The organism is Erwinia artemisiae (assembly GCF_051400835.1).
GTDB lineage: Bacteria > Pseudomonadota > Gammaproteobacteria > Enterobacterales > Enterobacteriaceae > Erwinia > Erwinia aeris.
The window spans coordinates 313497-337422 of the sequence record NZ_JBLFFM010000001.1 but is presented as its reverse complement, the minus strand read 5'-3'; the positions used below and the strand labels follow the sequence as shown (position 1 = coordinate 337422).

The window sequence follows — 23926 nt, the reverse complement described above, 5'->3', positions numbered from 1 at the left end:
CGCCCGCCTGAAGCTGAGTATGAGCGTGACGTTGTCACCTTCATCGACTTTTAGCTGTTGGCATTACGTGCGTTGGAACTAAAGCCTGGCTGAATAAATAGCGTAACGACCTGAAGGCTTAAGCAATTTATGGCATGATAGCTTTCTCTCTTCGGCGGCTAATCCTGTCGAACGGAAACGGCCTTACACCGGGTTTTATCTAAGGAGAATAAAATGAGCGACAAACATGTGCGTATCGTGGCGAAGTTTACCGCCAGAGCAGGTAAAGCAGACGAACTGAAGAAAGTGCTAAACGCGGGCGTTAAGCCGGCACGCGCGGAAGAAGGCTGTATTCATTATGACCTGTACCGCAGCGTAGAAGACGGCAACGTGTTCCTTTTTCACGAAACCTGGCAGGACGCGCAGGCCGTAGAGACGCATGGCAATCAGCCGCACTTTAAAACGCTGATGGCCGATGCCGAACCTCTGGTGGCGCAGCCGCCGGAAGTGCTGAAGTTCTGAAGCAAGAACACCCTGTTCAGGGTGTTCCGGGCCTGCCGGCGCCGCTACTTCAAAAGTCGGGCGCGGCAGGTTTTCCCTTTGATTTTCACCTGCTGCAATTGCTTCATCACCTGGCGCGCGCTGCTCTGACGGATAGCGACATACGCCTGCGTTGGGCCAATATCGATTTTACCGATAGCGTCGCCGCTCAGCCCTGCCTCACCGGTTAACGCGCCCAGAATATCGCCAGGGCGGATTTTTGCCTTACGCCCGCCGTCCAGGCTCAGCGTCGCCATTTCCGCCGGTAGCGGACGAGGCGCCACGCTTTTCAGCTCCGACACGCTGCGCCAGCTCAGCTTCTGCTGTAAAAAGTCTTCCAGCGCGTGGGCGCGGATCATCTCGTCCGGCGCAACCAGACTGATCGCCAACCCTTCCGCACCCGCGCGGGCCGTACGGCCAATGCGGTGCACGTGCACTTCCGGATCGTACGAAAGCTGATAGTTGACCACCATTGCCAGCGCTTTAATATCCAGTCCGCGCGCGGCGACATCCGTAGCCACCAGCACGCGACAGCTGCCGTTGGCAAAACGGATCAGCACCTGGTCGCGGTCGCGCTGTTCCAAATCGCCATGCAGCGCCAGCGCGCTGATTTGCTGCCCTTCCAGCGCGGCGGCGATATCGTCGCATTCGCGTCGGGTGTTGCAGAACACCACGCAGGAAGACGGCTGCTTATCGCTAAGCAGGCCGATTAACGCCGGCAGTTTCTCTCGCGAGCCGGCTTCATAAAAAGTTTGCTCAACCGCTGGCAAATCGCTGACCACATCTGTTTCCACGCTCAGCGGATCGCGCTGAACACGCTGGCTAATCTTTGCGATATCCTGCGGCCAGGTCGCGGAGAACAGCAGCGTCTGACGCGCGGGCGGCGTGTAGCTGATAATGGCGTCGATATCATCGCGGAAGCCCATCTCTAACATGCGGTCGGCTTCGTCCAGCACCAGCGTACTTAGCTGGCCCAGCTGCAAGGTTTCACGCTTCAGATGATCCAGAATACGCCCCGGCGTGCCGACGACGATATGCGGCGCATGCACCAGCGAATCACGCTGGGCGCCCATCGGCTGGCCGCCGCACAGGGTCAGAATTTTGATATTGGCGGTAAAACGCGCCAGGCGACGCAGCTCTTTGGTGACCTGATCGGCCAGCTCGCGCGTCGGGCAAAGCACCAGCGATTGGGTAACAAACTGCGTGGCGTCGATGCGCTGCATCACGCCGAGGCCGAAAGCGGCCGTTTTGCCGCTGCCCGTTTTTGCCTGCGCGCGGACGTCGCGACCTTCCAGGATCGCCGGTAACGATGCGGCCTGAATGGGGGTCATGGTGTGGTAGCCCAGCTCGTTCAGATTGGCGATCTGGCTGGCTGGCAGGGAAGTCAGGGTTGAAAAAGCGCTCACAAATTACTCTCTGAAAAACCGGAGGGGAAATTGCCGCTGAGTGTAGCAGAAAAGCGCTGGCGGACGTTACTGCCGCGGAGGGAATTGTGTGCCGGGCCGACGAAGGGATGCACGGGCAGCAAAAGCAGCGGCTGAAAAAGCAGGCGCGGCTTCCGCTGCACGGTTAACGACAGGGAGCGGCCTCCCCGGCTTACTCAGATATTGGTGACGTCGATAAACATCGCTTTATCAATGTTGGTAGAGGAAACCGTCGCTTCGGTAAAAGCGTACTCCTCTCTTTCGCCTTCGCGAGCCAACGGCAGATTGACGAAATCGAACAGATTGCGATCCGCCAGCTGGCTTGGACTGACGTTTTGCAGCGATTTGAATACGCTTTCCACGCGTCCCGGCTCTTTTTTATCCCACTCGGCAAGCATTGCTTTAATCGCCTGACGCTGTAGGTTTTCCTGCGATCCGCAAAGGTTGCAGGGAATAATCGGGAAGTCTTTCTGTTCAGAATAGGCGATCAGATCTTTTTCGCGGCAGTAGGCCAGCGGCCGGATAACCACATTGCGGCCATCGTCGGAACGCAGCTTGGGCGGCATTGCCTTCATGCGCGCGCCGTGAAAAATATTCAGAAACAGGGTTTCCACAATATCATCAAGATGGTGGCCCAGCGCGATTTTGGTGGCGCCGATGCGTTCTGCAAAAGAATAGAGCGTGCCGCGGCGCAGTCTTGAACAAAGCCCACAGGTGGTTTTGCCTTCGGGAATTTTCTCTTTTACAACAGAGTAAGTGTCTTTATCCACGATATAGTAAGGGATATTCAGGCTCTCGAAGTACTCTGGCAAAATATGCTCGGGAAAACCAGGCTGCTTCTGGTCGAGATTCACGGCGACCACCTCAAACTTCACGGGCGCAACCTTTTGCAGACCCAGCAAAATATCCAGCATGGCAAAGGAATCTTTACCGCCGCTCATGCAGGCCATCACCACGTCATTCTCTTCAATCATGTTGTAATCAATGATGGCGTTGCCGACGTTTCTTCTGAGGCGCTTTTGCAACTTGTTGAATTCGAGCGTCTCTTTTCTTGTATCAGTCTGATTCATAAATACTTATTACGCCGAGCGGACAAACCGGCGGCGGGTTTCCTGGTTGAGCGTTGGACTGTCGCGGATTATACGGGTTTTTAACAGAGGTGGAAATATTCGGGAAGCGGCCGTCAGCTGCAAAAAAGGCCGGCGATGTTAACCGGCCTGGCCGTGCTACATATGCGGCGGCGGATCGGTGATGGGATCCGGCATATCAGGCGGCGGATCGGGCATCGGCTGCGGTGTTGGAATAGGATCGGGAATCGGTACGGGATCGGTCGGCACCGGATCGGAAGCTCTTGGTGTATCCATTACGTAGTCGGACAGCATATCTTCCTCCTCGAACATAAGGTGAACTGTAAGCATAGGCACCACCGCCAGCGCTGGCAAACGGGCAAAAAAAAGCCGGCTTACGCCGGCCTGTATGAATTAAAAATGCTATGCAGTAATTCAAAAAAGGAAGTAAGACAATATGGAGCGCAACGCCCATCGCTTGACGTTGCATTCACCTGCGAGAAAGAGTTTGCCCCAGCCGTCTGCTCCTTTTATTGATATCGATCAGCTTTATTGCCCCTTTTTGCGCTTTATCGCGGCAGAGTGGCGGTAAATTACAGCCATTTACGGCGACGTAACCACCAGGCAACGCCAAGCACCAGCGCCACTAACAAAAAGCAGAAGGTGGCAAAGCCGAAGCGCCACTCGCCGCCCGGGATGCCGCCAAGGTTGACGCCAAACAGGCCGGTGAGAAAGGTTGTCGGTAAAAAGACCATCGCCAGCAGCGACATGGTATAGGTGCGACGGTTCATCGCTTCCGCCATCACCGTGCTGATTTCATCCGACAAGACTGCCGTGCGCGCCACGCTGGCATCCAGGTCGTCCAGCCCACGACCCAGCCTGTCGGCGATATCCTGCATGCGTCGTCGATCGTCATCGCTCATCCACGGCAGCCTTTCACTGGCGATACGCGAAAATACGTCGCGCTGAGGCGCCATATAGCGCCGCATAATAATCAGCTGTTTACGGATCAGCGCCAGCTCGCCTCTGGGCGGCACCTGCTGATCGACTACCGCATCTTCCAGTTCGATAATTTTATCGTGTAGGTCCTCAATAAACTCGCTGGTGTGATCGGTTAAGGCGTCGCAAACGTCCACCAGCCAGCCGCCGCCGTTGGTGGGGCCGTTGCCGTTTTGCAGATCGGTCAGCACTTCATCAATAGCGAACACCTTACGCTGGCGGGTAGAAACAATGAGCCGGTCATTAATAAATACCCGCACAACCACCAGCTGATCGGGACGCGATTCGGTGTTCAGGTTGACGCTGCGTAGCGTAATCATCGTTCCGTCGCCCAGTCGATTGACTCTTGGGCGCATACTGTCGCCGCCCAGGGCGTCCCGCACGGCGTCCGGGAGCAGCGGCGTGGACATCAGCCATTCTGCGCTTTCCCGGTGGGTGTAATTCAGGTGCAGCCAGCAGGGCTTGTCACAGTGAATTACGTCTTTATCATCAATCGGGATCAGTCCGCCCTTTCCGTCCAGCTGGCAGGAAATAATGGCGTCCGATACCTGTAAGGCCTTGCCTGCTATGCTTTCCACAACCTTTCCTCGCAGCATAATCAATGCGATACAGTCTAGCCTGCGCGAATGCCAATGCAAAACCTCCTTTCTGAGCACGCAGGTTAAAAAGCGTGTCAGTGTGCAAATAAAACTCGATCCGCCTCACGATTCAGTCATCAACCCATCGCCGATGCTTGTTATTTGTTCGCCTTTAAGAAACTATCCTGAATGCTAATCAGGGTTGTCACTGTCTACGCAGGCAAAACCTGAACCGCTTATTTTCATGCCCGTGGCGAAAATAAGCGGTTCAGGTTTTTTTTTGGTTTTTTTCAGTTAAGGCGAAGGTGCAGGGAGCGTTTTATGAACTATCAGCAGCTGGCCCAACAAATTCTGCAAGGCGTGGGCGGCCGGGAAAACATAGCGTCACTGGTACACTGCGCGACCCGACTGCGCTTCAGGCTTAAATCCGTAGCGCTGGCCGATACGGCCTCGCTAAAAAACAATCCGGGAATTATTACGATCGTCGAGAGCGGCGGTCAGTATCAGGTGGTGATAGGCAATCATGTCGGCGACGTCTATCAGGCGCTGTTGAGCGAAGGCGGCTTAAGTGAAGGCGAACAGGCTTCCGCTGCGCCCGTAAAACTGTCTCTCTTTAATCGTTTTATCGATATCGTTTCGGGCATTTTCACCCCGTTCCTTGGCGTAATGGCCGCTTCCGGCGTGCTGAAAGGCCTGCTGGCGCTGGCGCTGGCGATCGGGCTGCTGCAGGAGCAGAGCGGCAGCTATCGGGTTCTTTTCGTCGCCAGCGATGCGCTGTTTTATTTTTTCCCCCTCGTGCTCGGCTACTGTGCCGGTAAAAAATTCGGCGGCAACCCTTTTACGTCGATGGCGATTGGGGCTGCGCTGGTGCATCCCTTAATGCTGGAAGCCTTTAATCAGGCGCAAAGCGGCGAAGCGCCGCTCTCCTTTTTCGGCGTTCCTCTGATCCTTATCAATTACGCTTCGTCGGTGATCCCCATTTTACTCGCCGCCTGGGTCGCCAGCCTGCTGGAGAAAATGGTTAATTCGCGCCTGCCGGATGCCATCCGGAATTTTATTACGCCGCTGCTTTGTCTGGGGGTGGTGGTGCCGCTGAGCTTTTTAGTTATCGGCCCGGTCGCCACCTGGCTCAGTAACCAGCTGGCCGACGGCTATCTGTGGATTTACGCCCTGAGTCCGCTGATCGCCGGGCTTTTCCTCGGCGGTTTCTGGCAGGTGCTGGTTATTTTTGGCCTGCACTGGGGGCTGGTGCCGCTGATGATTAATAACCTCAGCATGCATAGCCAGGACTTTATGATGCCGCTGCTGTTCGCCGCCGTAATGGGCCAGAGCGGCGCAACGCTGGGCGTGCTGCTGCGAACCCGCGATCGCAGGCTGAAAGGCATTGCCGCTTCCGCCTTCAGCGCCACCATTTTTGGCATTACCGAGCCGGCGGTTTATGGCGTCACTCTCCCTAACCGCCGTCCCTTTATCTTTGGCTGTATCGGCGGCGCGCTGGGCGCGGCGCTGATCGGTTTTTACCATGCCAGCGTTTATTCGTTTGGGCTGGCCAGCATCTTTACGATTTTTCAGAGCGTGCCTAAAACGGGCATTGATATCACCGTTTATGCCGTGCTGGCAGGCGCCCTGCTGTCGCTGATTTTTGCGGCCGTCGCCACTTACTTTTTCGGTCTTGCTCCACAGCAGGAAACCGAAACCCTCGTCGATGCGACGCCGGAGCCTCCCCCGGAAAAGCTGACGCACACCTTTACCCTGACCAGCCCGCTAAGCGGCAAAGTAGTGCCGCTGGAACAGATCGCCGACGAAACCTTTGCCAGCGGCCTGCTGGGGAAAGGCGTAGGGATTGTGCCCGACTGCGGTCGTGTCGTTTCCCCACTGGACGGTCGCGTGGCTTCGCTGTTTCGCACCGGACACGCGATTGGCCTGATCGCCGAAAACGGCGTGGAGCTGCTGATCCACGTCGGGCTGGATACGGTACAGCTGAACGGCAACTATTTCACCGTTCACGTGGCGCAGGATCAGCCAGTGCGCCGTGGGGAGCTGCTCATTGAGTTCGATCTTCCGGCCCTGCGTGAAGCCGGTTATGACCTGACCACGCCCGTCATCATCAGCAACAGCGACGACTATCTTGACGTGCTTCCCGCCAGCGATCGGGAACAGGTAGCGGAAAACGGCGCGTTGCTGAAGCTGATTATGTAACTGCTTAAGGAGCAATTATGCATACATTTCCACAAAACTTTCTTTGGGGCGGCGCGATGGCCGCTAATCAGGTTGAGGGAGCATGGCGGGAAGGTGGTAAAGGCCTGTCGACCTCCGATCTGCAACCGCACGGCATTTTTGGCGAACGCGTTGCGCGCCAGCCGGGCGATTTTAACATCAAGGATATTGCCATCGATTTTTATCATCGCTATCCGGAAGATATCCGGCTGTTCGCCGAAATGGGCTTCACGGTGTTACGCATCTCCATCGCCTGGACACGCATTTTCCCACAGGGCGACGAGGAGCAACCCTGCGAGGCCGGACTGGCTTTTTACGATCGCCTGTTTGACGAGATGGCTAAATATAATATTGCGCCGATGGTGACGCTTTCGCATTACGAAATGCCCTACGGCCTGGTCAGCAACTACGGCGGCTGGGGCAACCGTCAAACAATTGTTTTTTTTGAACGCTATGCCCGCACGGTATTTGAGCGCTACAGGCACAAAGTAAAATACTGGCTCACCTTTAATGAGATCAATATGTCACTGCATGCGCCTTTCACCGGCGTAGGCCTGCCGGAAAACAGCAGCAGGCAGGCGATATACCAGGCCATTCACCATCAGCTGGTGGCAAGCGCACGGGCAGTAAAAGCCTGCCATCAAATTGTGTCTGAAGGCAAAATCGGCAATATGCTGCTGGGCGGCCTGCTTTATCCTCTGACCTGCCGTCCTGAAGATATGCTCGAAGCGCTACAAAAAAATCGTGAATGGCTGTTCTTTGGCGATGTACAGGCGCGCGGCGCTTACCCACCCTATATGGCACGCTTTTTTAAACAGCAAGGTATCGAAATAGCTATCAGCGAGCAGGACAACATCGATCTGCGCGAACCCGTTGATTTTATCTCCTTCAGTTATTACATGAGCGGCTGCGCCACGGCGGATAAAACAGCGGCCCTGGCGCGTGGCAACGTGCTGGATATGGTGCCGAACCCACATCTTCCCGCCTCTGAATGGGGATGGCAGATCGACCCGCAGGGACTGCGGCTGCTGCTGAATATGCTTGCCGATCGCTATCAAAAGCCGCTGTTTATCGTGGAGAACGGCCTGGGCGCCAGGGATAAGGCAGAAGCGGATGGCGCAATCAACGACGATTATCGCATCGCTTATCTGAACGATCATCTGGTGCAGGTGCGTGAAGCCATTAAAGACGGCGTGGAGGTCTGGGGCTATACCAGCTGGGGGCCAATTGATTTAGTGAGCGCCTCGAAAGCCGAGTTTTCCAAACGCTACGGTTTTATCTATGTCGATCGCGACGACCAGGGAAACGGTACGCTGACGCGCAGGCCCAAAAAGAGTTTTTGGTGGTATCGCGAGGTTATAAAAACCCAGGGTGCCTCTCTGAGCTAGCGGTGAATAAATCCAGGCCGGACATGCTCAATCCGGAGGGCAGTTAACGCCTTCCGGCAATGTCGTTAATAGCCTGCCTGAATCGGTTAAAGGAATAACGGATGAGAAAGATCGCTTACACCTTTAAATTCAGAACGCTCATTACGCCAATCGTTTTTGGCCTGATGGTTTCAGGCCCGCCCGCTTACGCCAGCGAAGCCTGGCAGGGAGAGGCCCTGGGCTTTGTTCCTTCCACGCCAGGGCTGCTCGGCGACATGGGTGGGGTAAGGCCGGTTCTGGAGGCGGATGGTTTCCATTTCAACCTCGGCTATTTAAGTCAGGTTGCTTATAATGCTGCCGGTGGTTACAACCACGATCGTCATGCAGCCTATATCGATCAGTTTTCGCTGACGTTCGGGCAGGATCTTGAAGACCTGACGAATATTGCCGATGCCAAAATCGAGGGCAATATTGTTAATCGCAATCACGATGACAGCCTGACCTTTAAACGATTACAGGATCCCAGGGTCAGCGCTAACGATATTGCTCAGGAAAGCTCTGGCCGGGGTTCCATCACCCGTCTGGGCTGGTTAACTTTCGCCCGGACCTTTCACGATCGCCGTCTGCACTGGCGCATTGGTATGATGAACAAGGTGCAGGATTTCGATCAAATAATCCCCTGTGACTTTCAGCTACTTTCGCAGTGCGGCGGCAAATCAGCTAACTCTTTTACCTGGTATAACTGGAACGTGCATTACTGGGGAACCACGCTGCAATATAAGCTTAACGATGAGCTGACCTTAAAAAGCGGCATAATGGAGCAGAACCCAAATGCTGAGTCGCGCGGCCATGCCTGGAGCGGGTCAACCAGAGGCAGCAAAGGCGTGGTGCTGCCGTTGGAGCTGGAAATAAAAACTCGCATAAATAACCTGCCCGGAATTTATAACCTGGGCCTGCTGTTTACCAATGCGCCGCAAACCGATTTTTATGCCGGAAAGTCCCAGGCTACCGGCGCTGACGATGCGGAAGGTTATCGTAGCCATCATCGAACCTGGTTTCTGTACGGCGGCTTTAACCAGCAGCTTACCCGACACAAAGACGATGCCACCCGCGGGCTGAGCTCTTCATTCAGTATGAGTTTAAGCGATAGGCGCAGTAACCTGCTGCATCGGGTCGCAGCCGTTTCGTTACGCTATCACGGCCTGGCCGATGCACGGCCCGATGACTGGCTGGGACTGGGCGCTACATGGATTGAAATAAGCAAGGATTACCGCCGGAACCAGCAATACCTTAACGAGCTACAGGGAACACATGACTATGTCGATGCGCTTTATCACCCTCTTCCTGGTCACACCGTTAACGCCGAGCTCTACTATCGCCTGCGTGCGACCTCGTGGCTGGAGGTTCAGCCAGTAGTGCAATACTGGCACCGTCCCGGTGCTTTACGGGAAACGCAGGACGCCTGGGTAACAGGAGTAAAAACGGTTATTACTTTCTGATTAAAAACATCGGCACGCCGCGATGAATTTTCTGCCGGTATAGGAGACTTCAGGCGGCGTTCTCTGATAGTGGATTTGTAAGCAGCCCTGATAAGGTTTGAAATCTGTAGCCTGTAATCCATAGCACGTAAGGCATAACTGATAATGCTTACTATAAGCCGCGGCCCGGTATCCCGATACCAGATTTCGTCGCCCTGCTCTTTGTCAGGCCTGCCCTGCGAGCTTACGCCTCATCCTCATGCTCTTCCAGGGCCAGCGTCTCTTTTCTGACCCGCTCAATATGAATGGTCAGAAACATGCGCTCTTCCGTTCCCAGCGTATAGGCATAATTTTTTACGATATGGCGGTCGATCTTCTCAACGCAGCGATAGGCTTGTGGGTAGCGGTTGCGCACCACGTCGTGCAGCGAGCGGTCGTCGCTGGCCACGCCGTTTTTCCCCAGCATCCGCTGGGCAAAGAACTTAAGATGGGTGACAAAGCGGTTATAGCTTAGCGAGTCGGGCTGATACTCGATCTGCAGATGGTATTTCACGATGTCCAAAATTTGCTGCATAAACCGCGTGATGGCGTGCACCTCCGGCATCGCGCTATGCAGCTGCGCGTTAACCAGATGCAGCGCAATGAAACCAGCTTCATCTTCTTCAAGACGCACGCCCAGCCGCTTCTCAACAATCGTCAGCGCCGCCAGGCCAAGCTCATATTCTTTAGGGTAAAGCGAGCGGATCTCCCAACGCAGTACGTTGCGCAAGGGAATTTGCTGCTGCTGGCGCTGAAGCGCGAAGTGGATATGATCGGTCAGACCAATCGCCACGCTTTCATGCAGAGCGGTGGTCAGCGCCTGCCTCGCCTGTGCGATAATGCATTCGCTGACGGCAAGCACCTCTGGCGGGATTTCCGTCAGCAGCTCGGCTAACCGCCCTGTCAGCTCGCTGCTTTGCAAGGCAAAGACTTTTTCCACCCGCGTGGGATCCAGCCGCTCGCCCGGTCGTTTCTGAAAGGCCAGCCCGCGCCCCATCACGACCTGCTCTTTGCCCTGTTTATCCAGCACTATCGCCACGTTGTTATTGAGTACTTTGATAATATCCATTTAGTTACCCACAAATAAAAAAACCTGACGGTCGGATCGCGCCGATGTCAGGTTTTGCCTGCAGCGAAGCAGTAGCAATCCAGCCGCTACCATAGATCATTGCGGGTGTAGCTCAAGCGCTGCGTGATGAAACTGTGAGATCTCTCGTAAATCGCGTTTTTCAGCCCGGCAGCGTGGCGGAACATTTGGTTTTTTCCAGTTGTTTCAACTGGATCATCCGCTGGTCAGCATGTTTTTGCGCCAGGCTTTTCGCCACGCCGTTGCCAATGCCGAAGTCACCGATAAAACCCAGCACGGTAAGCCCGCTGAACTCGCCGGTTTTATCAATCTGCTGCTGTACCTGCTGCTGGCTGGCAATTTCCTTTTGCACTGCCGGGCAGTCCAGAGTCGTTTTTTGTACTTCACTCACCGAGGGTGAAGAAGGATAGTGTTTCAACGCGCAGCCGGATAGCAGCACTATTAAAGAAAGCAGCGTAACGATTTTAGTCATAAAGCACCTGATAACGGGGAGTCACTGTCCGTTATTATCTCTCGTCAATCCGATAACGATGCGTAAAGCACCTGCACGATTAGCTGGTTTATTGAGCGTTAGCGAAGAGGCCGCCTGCTATGGCCGGAGCGACAGCTGCTCCGGCGCGTACTTAGTTATGCTTAACGATATAAAGCATCCGGCTGTACGCCACATCCTCCGGATTCGTTATCGGATAACCTTTGACCCAGGGCTTGATCAGGCGGCCGTTAGAGAGTTGATAAAGAGGCGCGATGGGCACCTGATCCGCGAGGATTTGTTCCGCCCGATTGTAATTCTCATTACGGATCCCGGCATTGGTTTCCCGGCTCGCTTTGGTCAGCAAGTCGTCATAGGCCGCATCTTTAAAGCGCGAAATATTGCCGCTGTGGCTGGCGGTCAGCAGGCTCAGAAAAGAGGAAGGCTCATTATAGTCGCCTACCCAGGAAGCGCGGATCACATCGAAACTGCCGCTGTTACGGCTGTCGATATAGGTTTTCCACTCCTGATTCTGTAGCTTCACGTTAACGCCCAGGTTTTTCTTCCACATAGACGCGACGGCGATGGCGACCTTCTGATTGTTTTCAGAGCTGTTATACAGCAGCGTCAGGCTGAGCGGGTGCGTCGGCCCATAGCCCGCCGCCGCCAGCAGCGTTTTAGCCTGAGCGTCCAGCTCTGCCTGAGAATGCTGCTGCAGGAAGCCCGGCTGCGGCTTAAAGCCGTTGGTAACGTCCGGCGTAAAATGCCAGGCGGGTTTCTCGCCGGTGCCCAGCACTTTTTCCGCAATAATACGGCGATCGATACTCCACGAAAGCGCTTTGCGCACGCGCACATCCGCCGTCGGCCCTTTCTGCGTGTTAAAAGCGTAGTAATAAGTGCCCAGCTGATCCGGCGTATACACCTCGTCAGGGATCTGCTTTTTCAGCAGGCCATACATGTTTTTAGGAAAAGATTCGGTAATATCGATATCACCCGCGCGATAGCGTTTGGTCGCGCTTGACTCCTCGTTGATGGGCACGAAAGTCACTTTATTAATGACGCTATGCGCGTTATCCCAATAGCGATCGTTGCGCACCAGCACCAGCTTTTCATTTACCACCCTTTCCTGCAATTTATAGGCGCCGTTGCCTGTCAGCCTGTCGGGCTGCGTCCAGGCAGAGCCCTGCTGCTCCACTACTTTTTGCGGTACCGGATAGAGGCTGAAGTTAGCGGTCAGGCTGACGAAGTAAGGCACGGGCTTGTCCAGCGTCACTTTCAGCCGATGGTCGTCCAGCGCGCTAACCCCCAGCTTATCGGGCGTCATCTCGCCTTTGGTGATAGCGGCGGCGTTAGCGATCCCGGCCAGATCGGCAAACCAGGCGAAGGTGGAGGCGGTTTTCGGGTCGACCAGCCGCCGCCAGCTGTAAACAAAATCGCTGGCGGTCACGGGATCGCCATTCGACCAGCGGGCATCCTTACGCAGCGTGAAAATCCAGGTTTTATTGTCGGTGGTTTGCCACTGGGTCGCCACGCCCGGCACGCTTTCGCCCTGCGCGTTTTGATTGGTCAATCCTTCAAAGAGATCGCGGATAACCTGGATTTCCGGCAGCCCTACCGCCTTAGCGGGATCGAGCGAGGCGGGTTCGTCTTTGATATGCCGAACGATTTCCTGCCGGGCGGCCAGTTCGGTGCCGGCCGGCACCTCTGCGGCGCAGAGAGAAGCGCTGACGCTCAGGGCCAGCAGCGTCAGCGTAAAACGAAAAGCGTTCCTCATCAGGATACCTCAGTCAGGGCAACGGAATTTAGAGGGAACTTTAGCGCAACTGATTGTGATAATTACAGCATTTTCCGGCTCGTCAGTTCACAACACGTAAAACATCCTCCTTTGAGTACGCCGAGTCTGCTATAAAAAGCTTTTAGACAAATCCTCTGGAGTCACTATGCCTCAGAATCATCCACGGCCCCGGCGCGGCAAGCTGGAGGCCGATCGCCTGCGCTATGGCAGCAGCGTGCTGGGCGCCCCCCTGCTCTGGTTTCCCGCGCCGAATGCGGATGATGCCAGCGGGCTGATCCTGGCCGGGACACACGGCGACGAAACGGCGGCGGTGATCACCCTTTCCTGCGCCATGCGCACGCTGCACGAAAGGCATCGTCGCCATCACGTGGTGCTGGCGGTTAATCCCGACGGCTGCCAGCTTGGCCTACGGGCAAACGCGCGCGGCGTGGATTTGAACCGTAACTTTCCTGCGGCTAACTGGCAGCCGGGCGAGACAGTTTATCGCTGGAACAGCGCGGCGAATGAACGAGACGTGACGCTTTCCACAGGGGAAAGCGCCGGATCAGAACCGGAAACGCAGGCGCTGTGTGCGCTGATCCATCAGCTCAAACCGGCGTGGGTGGTGAGCTTTCATGAGCCGCTGGCCTGTATTGAGGATCCGCTCGACAGCGAGGCGGGCCGCTGGCTGGCCGAAAAGATGGGGCTGCCGCTGGTCACGTCTGTCGGCTACGCCACGCCAGGCTCGTTCGGCAGCTGGTGCGCCGATTTGGGGCTGCCGGTGATCACCGCCGAGCTGCCGCCCGTTTCGGCAGACGAGGCCAGCGAAAAATATCTGACCGCGCTGGTCGAGCTACTGAGTAAGACTTTCTGAAAGCGCGATTCTGCCGCAGCGGAACGGCAAGGCGGTCACGTCCTGCGCCAGCCAGGTAGGCCCGTCCAGATCGACAAAACGGGCCGTGCCGGCCAGCGGCAGCGCGGCGCGAATGGCTCTGGAGGTGCAAAGCATACAGCCCAGCATCACCTCCAGCCCGGCCGTTTTGGCGGCGGCGGCCAGCGCCAGCGCCTCGGTCAGCCCGCCCGTTTTATCCAGCTTGATGTTAATCATTTCATAACGTCCCGCCAGCTGAGGCAGGCTTTCGCGGGTGTGGCAGCTTTCATCGGCGCAGATCGGCAGCGGATGGATAAAGTTGGCCAGCAGCGCATCGTCCGCCGCCGGTAAGGGCTGCTCAAGCATCACCACGCCCAGATCCGCCAGCAGCTGACAGCGCGCCGCCAGGCCTTCGCTGTGCCAGGACTCATTGGCATCGACGATCAGCGTGGCGTCCGGCACGGCGGTGCGGATAGCCACCAGCCTTTCCGTGATCAGCGCGTTGTCCATTTTGATTTTCAACACCTTCGCGCCGTTCTGCCACAGCGCCAGCGCGCCGCTGGCCATGACTTCCGGCGAGTCGATACTGATGGTCTGAGCCATTTCCACCACATCGGGACGCACAACATGAGTCATCCGCCACAGATCGCTGTTTGCCCTGCGGGTTTCCAGATCCCACAGCGCGGAGTCGATAGCATTACGCGCCGCGCCAGCGGGTAACGCCTGCTGTAGCTGCTCACGCGTCATGCCCTGCTCCAGATCTTTGGTCAGCGCCGTGATTTGCGCCTGCACTGAAGCCGCCGTTTCACCATAGCGCGCATAGGGCGTGGCTTCGCCGGTGCCGACGATCCCCTCTTCCTCCAGTTCCACCACCAGCACGTCCGCTTCGTTGCGGCCGCCGCGTGCGATAACAAAAGGCGCGCGCAACGGCCAGGTTTCCGGCCAGACTTTGACACTTCTCATTAAAGGTTCCTTTTGGCAGAGCAATGATTCTTTCCACACCATAGCCATTCCACGGGGATTTTGACAATAAAGCGGGAAATGTTGTGTTTAGCGCTGTTGGAGTTTAGCCCCATAGCTTACACTCAGACATTCGTTTACCGCGTTAATAAGGAAAAGTTATGACTCAGACCGTACATTTTCAGGGCAATCCGGTCGCCGTGGCAGGCGAGCTGCCGACGCCGGGCCAGACCGCGAAACCATTTACGCTGGTAGCTAAAGATTTTTCTGATGTTTCGCTCTCGCACTATGCGGGCAAGCGCAAGGTGCTGAATATTTTCCCGAGCGTGGATACCGGCGTTTGCGCCGCCTCGGTGCGTAAATTTAATGAGCTTGCCGGAAAGGTAGAAAACACGGTAGTGCTGTGCATTTCTTCCGATCTGCCATTTGCCCAGTCGCGTTTTTGCGGCGCGGAAGGCCTGAATAACGTGGTTACGCTTTCCACCCTGCGTGGTGAGACGTTTAAAGAAGAGTATGGCGTGGCGCTTAACGACGGCGCGCTAAGAGGACTGACGGCGCGTGCCGTCGTCGTGCTGGACGAGCAGGATAAGGTGCTGCATAGCCAGCTGGTCGATGAAATCGCCACCGAGCCGGATTATGACGCCGCGCTGGCCGTGCTGAAGTAATTCGCCGGGCCGGTCACCGACCGGCCTCTTTTATTACTGCACCGGCTTTACCAGCTTAAGCTCCACGCCCAAACAAACTGCCTGCCTGGCATTATTCACACCCAGCTTTTTCACTATATTCGCCATATGAAATTTAACCGTGGTAGTTTTGATGCCCAGTATTAATCCGGTTTCCTCATAGGTCTTACCCACGCTCGCCCAGTAAAGGATCGCATTTTCTCTTGTGGTGAAAAGCGTGGCTGACGCTGGCTCGCTCTGAGACGATAAAGCCAGGGAAAGATATTTTTCGTGTACGGCAGCCAAAAATAAATTCAGCTGGCTCTGGTGAAACTGAACCAGATGGAGAATGTCTTCGGATACGTCTTTATTAATAAGTAGCGAAAGCATCGCCAGATTATTATTGTAATCATGAAGAACGAAGGTATAGCCTCCGCTGATAGTGTGCTGCGCCGCTTTGGCCAGCAGATCGCTGCCGTGATGATAATTTTCCACCCTGATTTGCTCATTCCATGCAAATGGCGTCAGTCGTTTTAAGGCGGTAATGACGACCGGATCGGTGCATTGCAAATTATTTTCATAATAGTGTTTCACCCACTCTTCAGGGTAAGTTGTGGCATAGAAAGAGAGCAACATGCTCTTTTTTTCCATGACCACGTAAGCCCAGGTGAAATCGCCAATCTTTTTTAATTCTGCTGCAATTTCATTTTCGATAACGGTACGAATAGGGTCGTTACTCTCCATCAGCATATCCTTCCCTGTCTGTGAGTAAAAAGCAGAGCCAGCGCTCTGCTTTTTTGCTATTTCCCTTCGCTGTCCGCTTTTTTACTCAGCCCATATTCCCTCAGCTTGTTGGCGATAGCGGTATGCGAGACGCCAAGCCGTTTCGCCAGCTTGCGCGTGCTGGGATAAGAGAGATAAAGTTTGGTCAGCACCGAACGCTCGAAGCGGCTGGTGATGTCGTCCAGCGATCCTTCCATTGCCTCTTCGCCAAGCTGAATATCCATCGAAAACTCCGGCAGAACAATATCCTGCGGCCGTAGCTCATAACCTTCCAGCTGGGTCAGCGCCCGATAAAGCGCGTTTTTCAGCTGGCGGACGTTGCCGGGCCAGGTATAGCGGCTAAGGAAGGCATTAAGCTGAGGAGAAAGCTTGGGTCTGGCGACGCCCTGCTCGTCGGCGAAACGCGCAACAAACATTTCCGTCAGCGGCAAAATATCCTGAGGGCGATCGCGCAGCGGCGGCAGGTTCAGCGTCAGCACGTTCAGTCGATAAAAGAGATCTTCGCGAAACTCGCCGCGCTGCACCATTTCCGTCAGGTTTTTCTGCGTGGCGCAGATTACCCGCACGTCTACGTGCACTTCATGCTCTTCGCCTACGCGGCGGAAAGTGCCGTCGTTAAGAAAACGCAGCAGCTTGGTTTGCATTCTTGGCGACATCTCGCCTATCTCGTCCAGCAGCACCGAGCCGCCGTTGGCCTGCTCAAAAAAGCCCTTTTTGCCTTCCAGCGCGTTGGGATAGGCGCCGGCGGCATGACCAAACAGCTCGCTTTCCGCCACGTCGTCAGGCAGCGAGGCGCAGTTCAGCGCCAGGAAAGGTTTTTTACCGCGCGCGCTGCGCAGATGGCAGGCGCGTGCCAGCATATCTTTGCCGGTGCCGGTATCGCCTACAATCAGCAGCGGCGCATCCAGCATCGCCAGCTTGCGCGCCTGGTCCACGACCTGACGCATTTTTGGCGTAACCGCCACGATATGCTGGAACTCGCTGTCGTCGTTAACCGCCAGGTTCTGTAGCTGTTGGCCCATTCGGGCGGTGGATTTAAGCATAACTACCGCGCCAGCTGGCCGGTCTGCCTGTTCGTGCTCGCCTGCGGTAAAAATAGGCGTGATTTCCATCAGAAAGTCGCGGCCCTGCAATACCACATGATGCGCCTGCGGCTCAATGCGCTCGTTTTCCAGCCAGCGCTGAAAATTAAAGCCGCCAATCAGCGCGCCTGCGCCGTAGTTACGCATTTTCTCTTCATTAAGCGAAAACAGCGCCTGAGCTGCCGGGTTCGCCAGCTCAATTTTGCTTTTCATATCGATGGAAAACACCGGCTCCGGCAGCGCAATCAGCAGCGCGCTCAGCGCCCGATGCTCGCGTTCGGACGGCAAAAACGCCACCGTGCGCACGTCGGTGACGCTGGGAATACGACGGATTTCCGCCATCAGCTGGCTGAACTGCTCGAAGGGCACAGCTGAAAAGTTAAGATAGATGCGGCCGATTGAGGCAATCTCGATGCCGCGCAGGTCGATGTTCCTTTCAACCAGCAGATCGAGCAGTTCGCGGGTCAGACCAAGTCGGTCGTGGCAAAAGACTTCCAGACGCATGTATAAACCTTTATCAATTCCGGGCGGACATTAATAATACCCCATTGCCGCAGGGGTCAGAAGCGTTCTGGAAGGAAAAGTTGACAGTTGCCTACTTCTGCAACGTCTCTTTCAATTTCACCACCAGGTCGCGGCGGAAATCGCCCAGCCTCGGCTTGTCGCCTTCCAGCCAGGGCAGCGGACGGCATAGCTCCATCGTCTTGATGCCCAGCCGCGCGGTGAGCAGGCCTGCGCCGATGCCCTGCGCGGCGCGAGCGGAGAAGCGCGCGGCAATGTCCTGCGACATCCAGTCCATACCCACTTCCCGCACCAGCTCGGAAGCGCCAGCGAACGCAATGTTTAACAGCACCAGCCGGAACAGACGAATGCGGCTGAAATAGCCCAGCTCGATGCCGTACAGCGCGGCGATACGGTTAACCAGCCGCAGGTTGCGCCAGGCGATAAACGCCATATCCACCAGCGCCAGCGGGCTGACGGCGATCATCAGCGTTGACTCGGCGGCGCTGCGGCCGATTTCGCGTCGCGCCTGGCTATCCAGCATCGGCTGCACTATCTGTGCATAGAGCGCCACGACTTCGCGATCGTTATGCGTTTCGTGCAGCGAGGCATGCCAGCGTTGCAGCGCCGGGTTAGTGCGATCCAGCCCGGCCTGGCGCGCCAGCCTTTCACAAAATTCGCGCCCTTTGCCCATGCTCTGGCTGTTTAACAGCTCGCGGCCGATATCTCGCTCTTCGGCCCGCTCGCGCAGCCGGTAAAGCCGTCGCCACTCGCCTACCAGGGAACCGGCGCCGGCCACGACGATCAGTCCGCCCGCCGCGCAGCCTCCCAGGGCGATCCAGTCCTGCGCCTGCCAGGCCTGATAAGTCCACTGCACACCCTGCGCCGCCACGCTCAGGCCAAACAGCGCCAGACCGGCTTTTACCAGCGTGCGCCACAGGCTACGTTTAGGCCGCAGCGCCGCCTCGACCGCCTTTTCCCCCGCGTCTTCCTCTTCCACATGCGCTTCCGGCTCCGCAGCGATAAAGCTCGCCTCCTGCGGGGTAAAATGTCTGGCGGATTTTATAGCGGCATCTTTTTCCGCGGTCAGCGGCTGCGCAAAGTCGATACGCGGTTTAAGCGGTGCGTTCATCGCAGTTTATCTCCCAGTAAAAATTCCAGCACCGCGTCCAGACGGATATGCGGCAAAGGCCTGTCTGCGTCCAGCTGCTGCGGCCTGAACTGTTCAAAATGAAACCCCTGCTGCTGCCAGAATGTGTTGCCCGGCAGGCGCGGCGGCACCTCGCCCGGATAGACGGTTAGCGGCTCGTTGTCGGTCAGCCGGTGACCGCGCAGCGCCGGTATCTTTTCGCCCTGATGATCGACCAGCCCGCTTTGCGTAGCCTGCACCGACGCCAGGCCCAGGCACTCCATATCGATACCCTCAAAAGCAGCATTCTGCCACGCATCCTGTACCAGCTGCTGCAACAGCGACACCAGGTTGGCGTGCTGATCGCTGGTAACGTGATCGGATTTGGTGGCGGCAAACAGGAGCTTATCGATTACCGGCGAGAAAAGGCGGCGGAATAGCGTGCGCTGGCCGTAGGAAAAGCTTTGCATCAGCTGCGTCAGCGCCAGCCGCATATCATTAAACGCCTGTGGCCCGCTGTTAAGCGGCTGCAAACAGTCCACCAGCACGATTTGGCGGTCAAAGCGCAGGAAGTGGTTTTTGTAGAAGTCTTTAACCACGTGCTGGCAATAGTAGTTATAGCGCGCGCGCAGCATCCCGATATTACTGTTGGCATCCGCCTGCGCCAGCCTGGAGGCGTCCGCCTCTTCCGCCTGCGGCCAGGGGAAAAACTGTAAGGCTGGCGCGCCGGCCATATCGCCCGGCAGCACAAAGCGGCCAGGCTGGATAAAGTGCAGCCCTTCCCGTTTACACTTATGCAGGTAGTCTGTCCACGCCGCCGCGATTGCCGCCAGCCGGTTTTCATCCGCAGGCGCAAACGGATCCAGATCGGCGCAAAGCTTGCGCCATGGCGCTGACCAGCTGGCGCGATCGCCATTCAACAGACCCGCCATCTGTCGCGACCAGCCAGGATAGTCCTGCGCCAGCATGGGCAGATCCAGCAGCCATTCGCCGGGGTAGTCGACAATTTCAAGATAAAGCGTGGAGGCATCTTTAAAATGGCGCAGCAAAGATTCCTGCGAGCGATAGCGCAACGCCAGACGCATTTCGCTGACCCCGCGCGTCGGCGTCGGCCAGGCGGGTGGCTCGCCATACAGCTGCGCCAGGCCTTCATCATAGGTAAAGCGCTGAATACCCATATCGCGCTGTGGCACGCGCTTAACGCCCAGCAGGCGGCCTTCTCGCGCAGCGGAAAACATCGGCAGACGCGCGTCGGCGTTAACGTTAAGCAGTTGATTGACCAGCGAGGTGATAAAAGCCGTTTTGCCGCTGCGGCTCAGGCCGGTGACGGCGAGGCGCAAATGACGATCTGCGCCCCGGTTCATTAATGAAAGCAGTTCTGTCTGAAGTCGTTTCATTGGTCCATATCCTTAAGGCCGACGGCTCAGAATAGCATAGCCGCGACGTTCAGGGTTTGTTCCAGCGCGCCGTTGCGCCCCGCAGCGCGCGGCGGATAAGCGGCTCCAGCGCCCAGGCTAACAATATTTTCAGCGGCCGACGCGCGACGGATTTCACCGCCCAGCCGGTCAGGCCAGCCGGGCCGTAGCTTAACGCGCCCAGCAGCACGAACTTACCGGCCTTTTTCAGCGTGGGCGCGGCGTTGCGGTGTAAAGCAGATTGCCAGTTACGCATGGTGTTCTCCGGGCGCCTACAGCTGACGGAATCGGCTGCGCACGCTAAAGGTTTCAGAAGTGACGTAGCGTTCTATATCGCGTACGCCTGGCTCTCCGCCGCGCAGCTCCGCCTCCAGCTGGTCTAAAAGCATATGTGCCGTCGGGGCGTTTTCCTCCGCGCTTTGCGGCTTCTCGTCCAGCACAAAGGCCAGCAGAAAATAGGCGATCAGCGTGAGCATAAACAGACCAAAGATCATCGACAGCACGACGATAACCCGCACCAGCCGTACCGGGATATCCAGATAGTCGGCAATCCCGGCGCAGACGCCTTTTACCTTGCCGCGCGCGGGAATGCGGTAAAGTTTCCTGCTGCTCATGGCTGCCTCCAGTTAGGGTGCTCGGCGTCGAGGATCTCCTCCAGCGCCTTGATACGTTCGCGCATCCTGCGGGCATCCTGAGTCAGCTGCTGCAGCCTTTGTAGCTCGCCTTGCGACAGTGTGGCATCACTGTTTTGACGCTTGCTGTAGTGCAGCCATAGCCAGATGGGGGCCACAAACAGCATAAATATCGTCAGCGGGATCGCCAGAAATAACGCGCTCATTCATTCTCCTTGAATTGATATGCCGGGCATTCCGGGGAATGCCACCGGCAAAGATTATTCGCTACGGTTCATTTTTGCCTTCAGCGCCGCCAGCTGCTCAGAGATGGCATCGTCGGCCTGAAGATCGGCGAATTCCTGATCCAGCGTTTTCTTTTTGCCAAAGCTGTGGCTTTCCGCCTCGGCTTCCATATGGTCGATGCGGCGCTCAAAGGATTCAAAACGAGCCATCGCCTCGTCAATTTTACCGCTGTCCAGCTGGCGACGCACGTCGCGGGAAGAAGAAGCGGCCTGATGACGCAGCGTCAACGCCTGCTGACGAGCGCGCGTTTCGCTCAGCTTTTTCTCCAGCTCGCCGATTTCGCCCTTCATACGGGTCAGCGTTTCTTCAACCTGTTCGGCTTCGCGCGTCAGCGAGGCGGTCAGATCGTTCAGTCTTTGTTTCTCAATCAGCGCGGCGCGAGCCAGGTCGTCTTTATCTTTACGCAGCGCCAGCTCCGCTTTCTCCTGCCACTCGGCCTGCTGGATCTCCGCCTGTTCAATGCGGCGCTGCAGCTGCTTTTTCTCTGCCAGCGCGCGGGCCGAAGTGGAACGCACTTCCACCAGCGTATCTTCCATTTCCTGAATCATCAGGCGCACCAGCTTTTGCGGATCCTCTGCTTTTTCCAGCAGCGAATTAATGTTGGCGTTCACGATGTCGGCAAAGCGAGAAAAAATACCCATAATCTTCATCCTCTTAAATTGTTTTGGCGTTACGGGTATTACTATTCAAATCGCGTGCCAACTTTTATCTTATTGATTTTCCTTAATTACGCCGGTTTACAGCCGCGCCTTGTTTCTCTAAAGTGGCGTAATTAACCAATACCTGGTGAAAAAAATGGAAAAAGAAACCCTGCTTGGCGAGTCGAATAACTTTCTGGAGGTGCTGGAGCAGGTTTCACGTCTGGCACCGCTGAATAAGCCGGTGCTGGTTATCGGCGAGCGCGGTACCGGCAAAGAGCTGATCGCCAGCCGGCTGCACTATCTTTCCGAGCGCTGGCAGGGCCCTTTTATTTCATTAAACTGTGCGGCGCTGAACGAGAATCTGCTGGATTCCGAGCTTTTCGGCCACGAAGCCGGCGCGTTTACCGGCGCGCAGAAGCGTCATCTGGGTCGGTTCGAGCGCGCCGACGGCGGTACGCTGTTTCTGGACGAGCTGGCGACGGCGCCGATGCTGGTACAGGAGAAACTGCTGCGGGTGATTGAATATGGGCAGCTGGAACGCGTCGGCGGCAGTCAGCCTTTGCAGGTCAGCGTGCGGCTGGTCTGCGCCACCAACGCCGATTTGCCGCAGCTGGCCGAAGAGGGAAAATTCCGTGCCGATCTGCTGGACAGGCTTGCTTTTGACGTGGTGCAGCTGCCGCCGCTGCGCGAGCGTCGTAGCGATATCCTGGTGATGGCGGAGCATTTTGCTATTCAGATGTGTCGGGAGCTGGGCCTGGCTTTCTTCCCCGGCTTCTCGCCGGGGGCGCGGCAGGCTCTGCTGGACTATGGCTGGCCGGGCAACGTGCGGGAATTAAAAAACGTGGTGGAACGCTCTGTCTATCGTCACAGCGAAACGGATCAGGAGCTGGATACCATTATTATCAATCCTTTTCAGCGCCTGTACGCCGCCCCCACAGCGCCAGCGGCAGAGCGGCTGCCCACGCTGCCGCTGGATCTCCGCCGCTGGCAGCATCAGCAGGAAAGGGATCTACTGCAAAAGAGTTTAAAGCAGGCGCTCTACAACCAGCGCCGCGCGGCGGATTTGCTGGGTGTCACCTATCACCAGCTACGCGCAATGATGAAAAAGCACAACGTGGAAATCGGCGCTGAAGACGGCGAGCTATAGGCAATTTTAGCCGCGCTGCTGGAGCAAATTGTGCCAGATAGCGTAACTCTCCTGCTCAAAGCAGACGATATTGACCTGTTCTACCGCCTCGTGCAGCCTGGCGGAGATCGCTTCAAAGGCAATTTCTGCCGCCAGCGTTTTGGGGAAACGATAGATGCCGGTGCTGATATTAGGAAATGAAACGGATTTGATCTTATGCTCGTCAATCAGGTCGAAGCAGCGGTGATAAGCGCTACGTAACAGGTCAGGCTCGCCGTTTTGCCCGCCGTTCCACACCGGCCCTACGGTATGGATAACGTAACGGGCAGGCAGGTTGCCCGCTCCCGTTATTACGGCATCGCCTTCTTTACAGCCGCCCTGTCGCGCGCGGATCGCCCTGCACTCTTCCAGAATCGATTTTCCCCCGGCGCGATGTATTGCGCCATCCACGCCGCCGCCGCCCAGCAGCGACGAGTTAGCCGCGTTGACCATCGCCTCGACGGGAATTTGCGTGATATCACCCTGTAATAATTTGATTTTATCAGACATAAGCGCCTCCTTTTAGCTACCAGTATAGTCGGCCGTGGCCTCTCTTTCACCGCGGCACGATCGTAGACCGCCGCAAAATGCGCAAAAAAAAGCCCGCGCAGGGCGGGCTAAAAATACTGGAAGCAATGTGAGCAATGTCGTGCCCTTCTCCGGTAGAGCCACCGTTGAAGCGCAGAAGAATAATAATCATTCTCATACATAGCTGTAAAGTATTTATTGAGAATAATTCTCATTACCACACTAAGATCGGGCGTATTTCGCCAACCTGACCT

General features: G+C 56.3%; 24 protein-coding genes. 7 read left to right on the top strand and 17 right to left on the bottom strand.

Annotated features, from left to right (window positions below; all coding sequences use genetic code 11):
• Nucleotides 1-213: 213 nt before the first annotated feature.
• Entirely contained in the window at nt 214-501 is a 288-nt protein-coding gene (locus ACMGEE_RS01730; RefSeq protein ID WP_253453937.1) for a putative quinol monooxygenase, read from the top strand.
• Nucleotides 502-545: 44 nt separating this feature from the next.
• Here the strand turns inward: ACMGEE_RS01730 and dbpA are convergent, their stop codons facing one another.
• The 4 genes from dbpA to zntB form a co-directional block, all read right to left on the bottom strand.
• A complete protein-coding gene (gene dbpA, locus ACMGEE_RS01725; protein WP_301251679.1) occupies nt 546-1925 on the bottom strand; it encodes an ATP-dependent RNA helicase DbpA in 1380 nt (459 codons plus the stop codon).
• A 194-nt stretch (nt 1926-2119) separates the two neighbouring features.
• Complete coding sequence (gene ttcA, locus ACMGEE_RS01720) at nt 2120-3013, bottom strand: tRNA 2-thiocytidine(32) synthetase TtcA (RefSeq protein ID WP_436829562.1); 894 nt, start codon at nt 3011-3013, stop codon at nt 2120-2122.
• Nucleotides 3014-3169: 156 nt separating this feature from the next.
• Nucleotides 3170-3325: a proline-rich small protein YnaL gene (gene ynaL / locus ACMGEE_RS01715; protein WP_253453930.1), complete on the bottom strand. Its 156-nt coding sequence runs from the start codon at nt 3323-3325 to the stop codon at nt 3170-3172.
• Nucleotides 3326-3603: 278 nt separating this feature from the next.
• Nucleotides 3604-4587 (bottom strand): zinc transporter ZntB, encoded by a 984-nt coding sequence (zntB, locus tag ACMGEE_RS01710; protein ID WP_253453929.1) that lies wholly within the window; start codon nt 4585-4587, stop codon nt 3604-3606.
• A 321-nt stretch (nt 4588-4908) separates the two neighbouring features.
• Between zntB and bglF the strand changes: the two genes are divergently transcribed.
• The 3 genes from bglF to ACMGEE_RS01695 all read left to right on the top strand — a co-directional run bounded on the left by bglF (nt 4909) and on the right by ACMGEE_RS01695 (nt 9670).
• Nucleotides 4909-6786, top strand: coding sequence for a PTS beta-glucoside transporter subunit IIABC (gene bglF / locus ACMGEE_RS01705; protein WP_301251674.1), 1878 nt, complete (start codon nt 4909-4911; stop codon nt 6784-6786).
• A 17-nt stretch (nt 6787-6803) separates the two neighbouring features.
• Nucleotides 6804-8192 carry a 6-phospho-beta-glucosidase gene (ascB, locus tag ACMGEE_RS01700; protein ID WP_436829561.1) on the top strand — a complete coding sequence of 463 codons (1389 nt, stop codon included), beginning with the start codon at nt 6804-6806 and terminating at the stop codon, nt 8190-8192.
• A 164-nt stretch (nt 8193-8356) separates the two neighbouring features.
• Complete coding sequence (locus ACMGEE_RS01695; RefSeq protein ID WP_436829745.1) at nt 8357-9670, top strand: carbohydrate porin; 1314 nt, start codon at nt 8357-8359, stop codon at nt 9668-9670.
• A gap of 223 nt (nt 9671-9893) precedes the next feature.
• Here the strand turns inward: ACMGEE_RS01695 and licT are convergent, their stop codons facing one another.
• The 3 genes from licT to ACMGEE_RS01680 all read right to left on the bottom strand — a co-directional run bounded on the left by licT (nt 9894) and on the right by ACMGEE_RS01680 (nt 13018).
• Nucleotides 9894-10757, bottom strand: a complete 864-nt coding sequence (licT, locus tag ACMGEE_RS01690) for a BglG family transcription antiterminator LicT (protein WP_436829560.1) — start codon at nt 10755-10757, stop codon at nt 9894-9896.
• A 160-nt stretch (nt 10758-10917) separates the two neighbouring features.
• Nucleotides 10918-11247: a hypothetical protein gene (locus ACMGEE_RS01685; RefSeq protein ID WP_301251670.1), complete on the bottom strand. Its 330-nt coding sequence runs from the start codon at nt 11245-11247 to the stop codon at nt 10918-10920.
• A gap of 151 nt (nt 11248-11398) precedes the next feature.
• On the bottom strand, nt 11399-13018 hold the full coding sequence (locus ACMGEE_RS01680; protein WP_370734082.1) for a peptide ABC transporter substrate-binding protein: 1620 nt from the start codon (nt 13016-13018) through the stop codon (nt 11399-11401).
• 166 nt (nt 13019-13184) lie between these two features.
• On the opposite strand from ACMGEE_RS01680, the gene mpaA reads away from it, so the two are divergent.
• Nucleotides 13185-13892 (top strand): murein tripeptide amidase MpaA, encoded by a 708-nt coding sequence (mpaA, locus tag ACMGEE_RS01675; protein WP_125287670.1) that lies wholly within the window; start codon nt 13185-13187, stop codon nt 13890-13892.
• Here the strand turns inward: mpaA and ycjG are convergent.
• Complete coding sequence (ycjG, locus tag ACMGEE_RS01670) at nt 13872-14852, bottom strand: L-Ala-D/L-Glu epimerase (protein WP_253453917.1); 981 nt, start codon at nt 14850-14852, stop codon at nt 13872-13874. The genes mpaA and ycjG overlap by 21 nt on opposite strands.
• A gap of 158 nt (nt 14853-15010) precedes the next feature.
• On the opposite strand from ycjG, the gene tpx reads away from it, so the two are divergent.
• Nucleotides 15011-15514, top strand: a complete 504-nt coding sequence (tpx, locus tag ACMGEE_RS01665) for a thiol peroxidase (protein WP_253453915.1) — start codon at nt 15011-15013, stop codon at nt 15512-15514.
• Between the two features lie 33 nt (nt 15515-15547).
• Here tpx and ACMGEE_RS01660 read toward each other — a convergent pair whose 3' ends face one another.
• From ACMGEE_RS01660 to pspA, 8 genes are all read right to left on the bottom strand, one after another.
• A complete protein-coding gene (locus ACMGEE_RS01660) occupies nt 15548-16255 on the bottom strand; it encodes a LuxR family transcriptional regulator (protein WP_301251668.1) in 708 nt (235 codons plus the stop codon).
• Nucleotides 16256-16311: 56 nt separating this feature from the next.
• Nucleotides 16312-17880, bottom strand: a complete 1569-nt coding sequence (gene tyrR, locus ACMGEE_RS01655; RefSeq protein ID WP_253453909.1) for a transcriptional regulator TyrR — start codon at nt 17878-17880, stop codon at nt 16312-16314.
• A 91-nt stretch (nt 17881-17971) separates the two neighbouring features.
• Nucleotides 17972-19009, bottom strand: a complete 1038-nt coding sequence (locus tag ACMGEE_RS01650) for a TIGR01620 family protein (RefSeq protein WP_370734084.1) — start codon at nt 19007-19009, stop codon at nt 17972-17974.
• On the bottom strand, nt 19006-20403 hold the full coding sequence (locus ACMGEE_RS01645; protein ID WP_436829559.1) for a YcjX family GTP-binding protein: 1398 nt from the start codon (nt 20401-20403) through the stop codon (nt 19006-19008). The genes ACMGEE_RS01650 and ACMGEE_RS01645 overlap by 4 nt, the downstream gene beginning before the upstream one ends.
• Nucleotides 20404-20452: 49 nt before the next feature.
• Entirely contained in the window at nt 20453-20677 is a 225-nt protein-coding gene (gene pspD, locus ACMGEE_RS01640; RefSeq protein ID WP_253453899.1) for a phage shock protein PspD, read from the bottom strand.
• Nucleotides 20678-20693: 16 nt separating this feature from the next.
• Nucleotides 20694-21035 carry an envelope stress response membrane protein PspC gene (gene pspC / locus ACMGEE_RS01635; protein WP_253453896.1) on the bottom strand — a complete coding sequence of 114 codons (342 nt, stop codon included), beginning with the start codon at nt 21033-21035 and terminating at the stop codon, nt 20694-20696.
• Nucleotides 21032-21259, bottom strand: a complete 228-nt coding sequence (gene pspB, locus ACMGEE_RS01630; protein WP_253453894.1) for an envelope stress response membrane protein PspB — start codon at nt 21257-21259, stop codon at nt 21032-21034. Before pspB ends, pspC begins: the two co-directional genes overlap by 4 nt.
• Nucleotides 21260-21313: 54 nt before the next feature.
• The gene (gene pspA, locus ACMGEE_RS01625; RefSeq protein ID WP_253453892.1) at nt 21314-21979 is read right to left on the bottom strand and encodes a phage shock protein PspA; all 666 of its coding nucleotides are present in this window, start codon (nt 21977-21979) and stop codon (nt 21314-21316) included.
• A gap of 154 nt (nt 21980-22133) precedes the next feature.
• Between pspA and pspF the strand changes: the two genes are divergently transcribed.
• Nucleotides 22134-23126 (top strand): phage shock protein operon transcriptional activator, encoded by a 993-nt coding sequence (pspF, locus tag ACMGEE_RS01620; RefSeq protein WP_301251663.1) that lies wholly within the window; start codon nt 22134-22136, stop codon nt 23124-23126.
• Between the two features lie 6 nt (nt 23127-23132).
• On the opposite strand, the gene ACMGEE_RS01615 is transcribed toward pspF, so the two are convergent.
• Nucleotides 23133-23654 (bottom strand): O-acetyl-ADP-ribose deacetylase, encoded by a 522-nt coding sequence (locus ACMGEE_RS01615; protein ID WP_253453888.1) that lies wholly within the window; start codon nt 23652-23654, stop codon nt 23133-23135.
• Nucleotides 23655-23926: the final 272 nt, after the last annotated feature.

Excerpts from the sequence above, each read along its gene's own strand:
- pspF (WP_301251663.1), top strand. The coding sequence starts at position 22,134 with ATGGAAAAAGAAACCCTGCTTGGCGAGTCGAATAACTTTCTGGAGGTG.
- ACMGEE_RS01650 (WP_370734084.1), bottom strand. The coding sequence starts at position 19,009 with ATGAACGCACCGCTTAAACCGCGTATCGACTTTGCGCAGCCGCTGACC.
- pspD (WP_253453899.1), bottom strand. The coding sequence starts at position 20,677 with ATGCGTAACTGGCAATCTGCTTTACACCGCAACGCCGCGCCCACGCTG.
- ycjG (WP_253453917.1), bottom strand. The coding sequence starts at position 14,852 with ATGAGAAGTGTCAAAGTCTGGCCGGAAACCTGGCCGTTGCGCGCGCCT.
- ACMGEE_RS01615 (WP_253453888.1), bottom strand. The coding sequence starts at position 23,654 with ATGTCTGATAAAATCAAATTATTACAGGGTGATATCACGCAAATTCCC.
- ACMGEE_RS01645 (WP_436829559.1), bottom strand. The coding sequence starts at position 20,403 with ATGAAACGACTTCAGACAGAACTGCTTTCATTAATGAACCGGGGCGCA.
- tyrR (WP_253453909.1), bottom strand. The coding sequence starts at position 17,880 with ATGCGTCTGGAAGTCTTTTGCCACGACCGACTTGGTCTGACCCGCGAA.
- mpaA (WP_125287670.1), top strand. The coding sequence starts at position 13,185 with ATGCCTCAGAATCATCCACGGCCCCGGCGCGGCAAGCTGGAGGCCGAT.
- tpx (WP_253453915.1), top strand. The coding sequence starts at position 15,011 with ATGACTCAGACCGTACATTTTCAGGGCAATCCGGTCGCCGTGGCAGGC.
- ascB (WP_436829561.1), top strand. The coding sequence starts at position 6,804 with ATGCATACATTTCCACAAAACTTTCTTTGGGGCGGCGCGATGGCCGCT.
- ACMGEE_RS01685 (WP_301251670.1), bottom strand. The coding sequence starts at position 11,247 with ATGACTAAAATCGTTACGCTGCTTTCTTTAATAGTGCTGCTATCCGGC.
- ACMGEE_RS01680 (WP_370734082.1), bottom strand. The coding sequence starts at position 13,018 with ATGAGGAACGCTTTTCGTTTTACGCTGACGCTGCTGGCCCTGAGCGTC.
- ACMGEE_RS01695 (WP_436829745.1), top strand. The coding sequence starts at position 8,357 with ATGGTTTCAGGCCCGCCCGCTTACGCCAGCGAAGCCTGGCAGGGAGAG.
- pspA (WP_253453892.1), bottom strand. The coding sequence starts at position 21,979 with ATGGGTATTTTTTCTCGCTTTGCCGACATCGTGAACGCCAACATTAAT.
- ynaL (WP_253453930.1), bottom strand. The coding sequence starts at position 3,325 with ATGCTGTCCGACTACGTAATGGATACACCAAGAGCTTCCGATCCGGTG.
- ttcA (WP_436829562.1), bottom strand. The coding sequence starts at position 3,013 with ATGAATCAGACTGATACAAGAAAAGAGACGCTCGAATTCAACAAGTTG.
- bglF (WP_301251674.1), top strand. The coding sequence starts at position 4,909 with ATGAACTATCAGCAGCTGGCCCAACAAATTCTGCAAGGCGTGGGCGGC.
- pspB (WP_253453894.1), bottom strand. The coding sequence starts at position 21,259 with ATGAGCGCGTTATTTCTGGCGATCCCGCTGACGATATTTATGCTGTTT.
- ACMGEE_RS01660 (WP_301251668.1), bottom strand. The coding sequence starts at position 16,255 with ATGGAGAGTAACGACCCTATTCGTACCGTTATCGAAAATGAAATTGCA.
- pspC (WP_253453896.1), bottom strand. The coding sequence starts at position 21,035 with ATGAGCAGCAGGAAACTTTACCGCATTCCCGCGCGCGGCAAGGTAAAA.
- licT (WP_436829560.1), bottom strand. The coding sequence starts at position 10,757 with ATGGATATTATCAAAGTACTCAATAACAACGTGGCGATAGTGCTGGAT.
- ACMGEE_RS01730 (WP_253453937.1), top strand. The coding sequence starts at position 214 with ATGAGCGACAAACATGTGCGTATCGTGGCGAAGTTTACCGCCAGAGCA.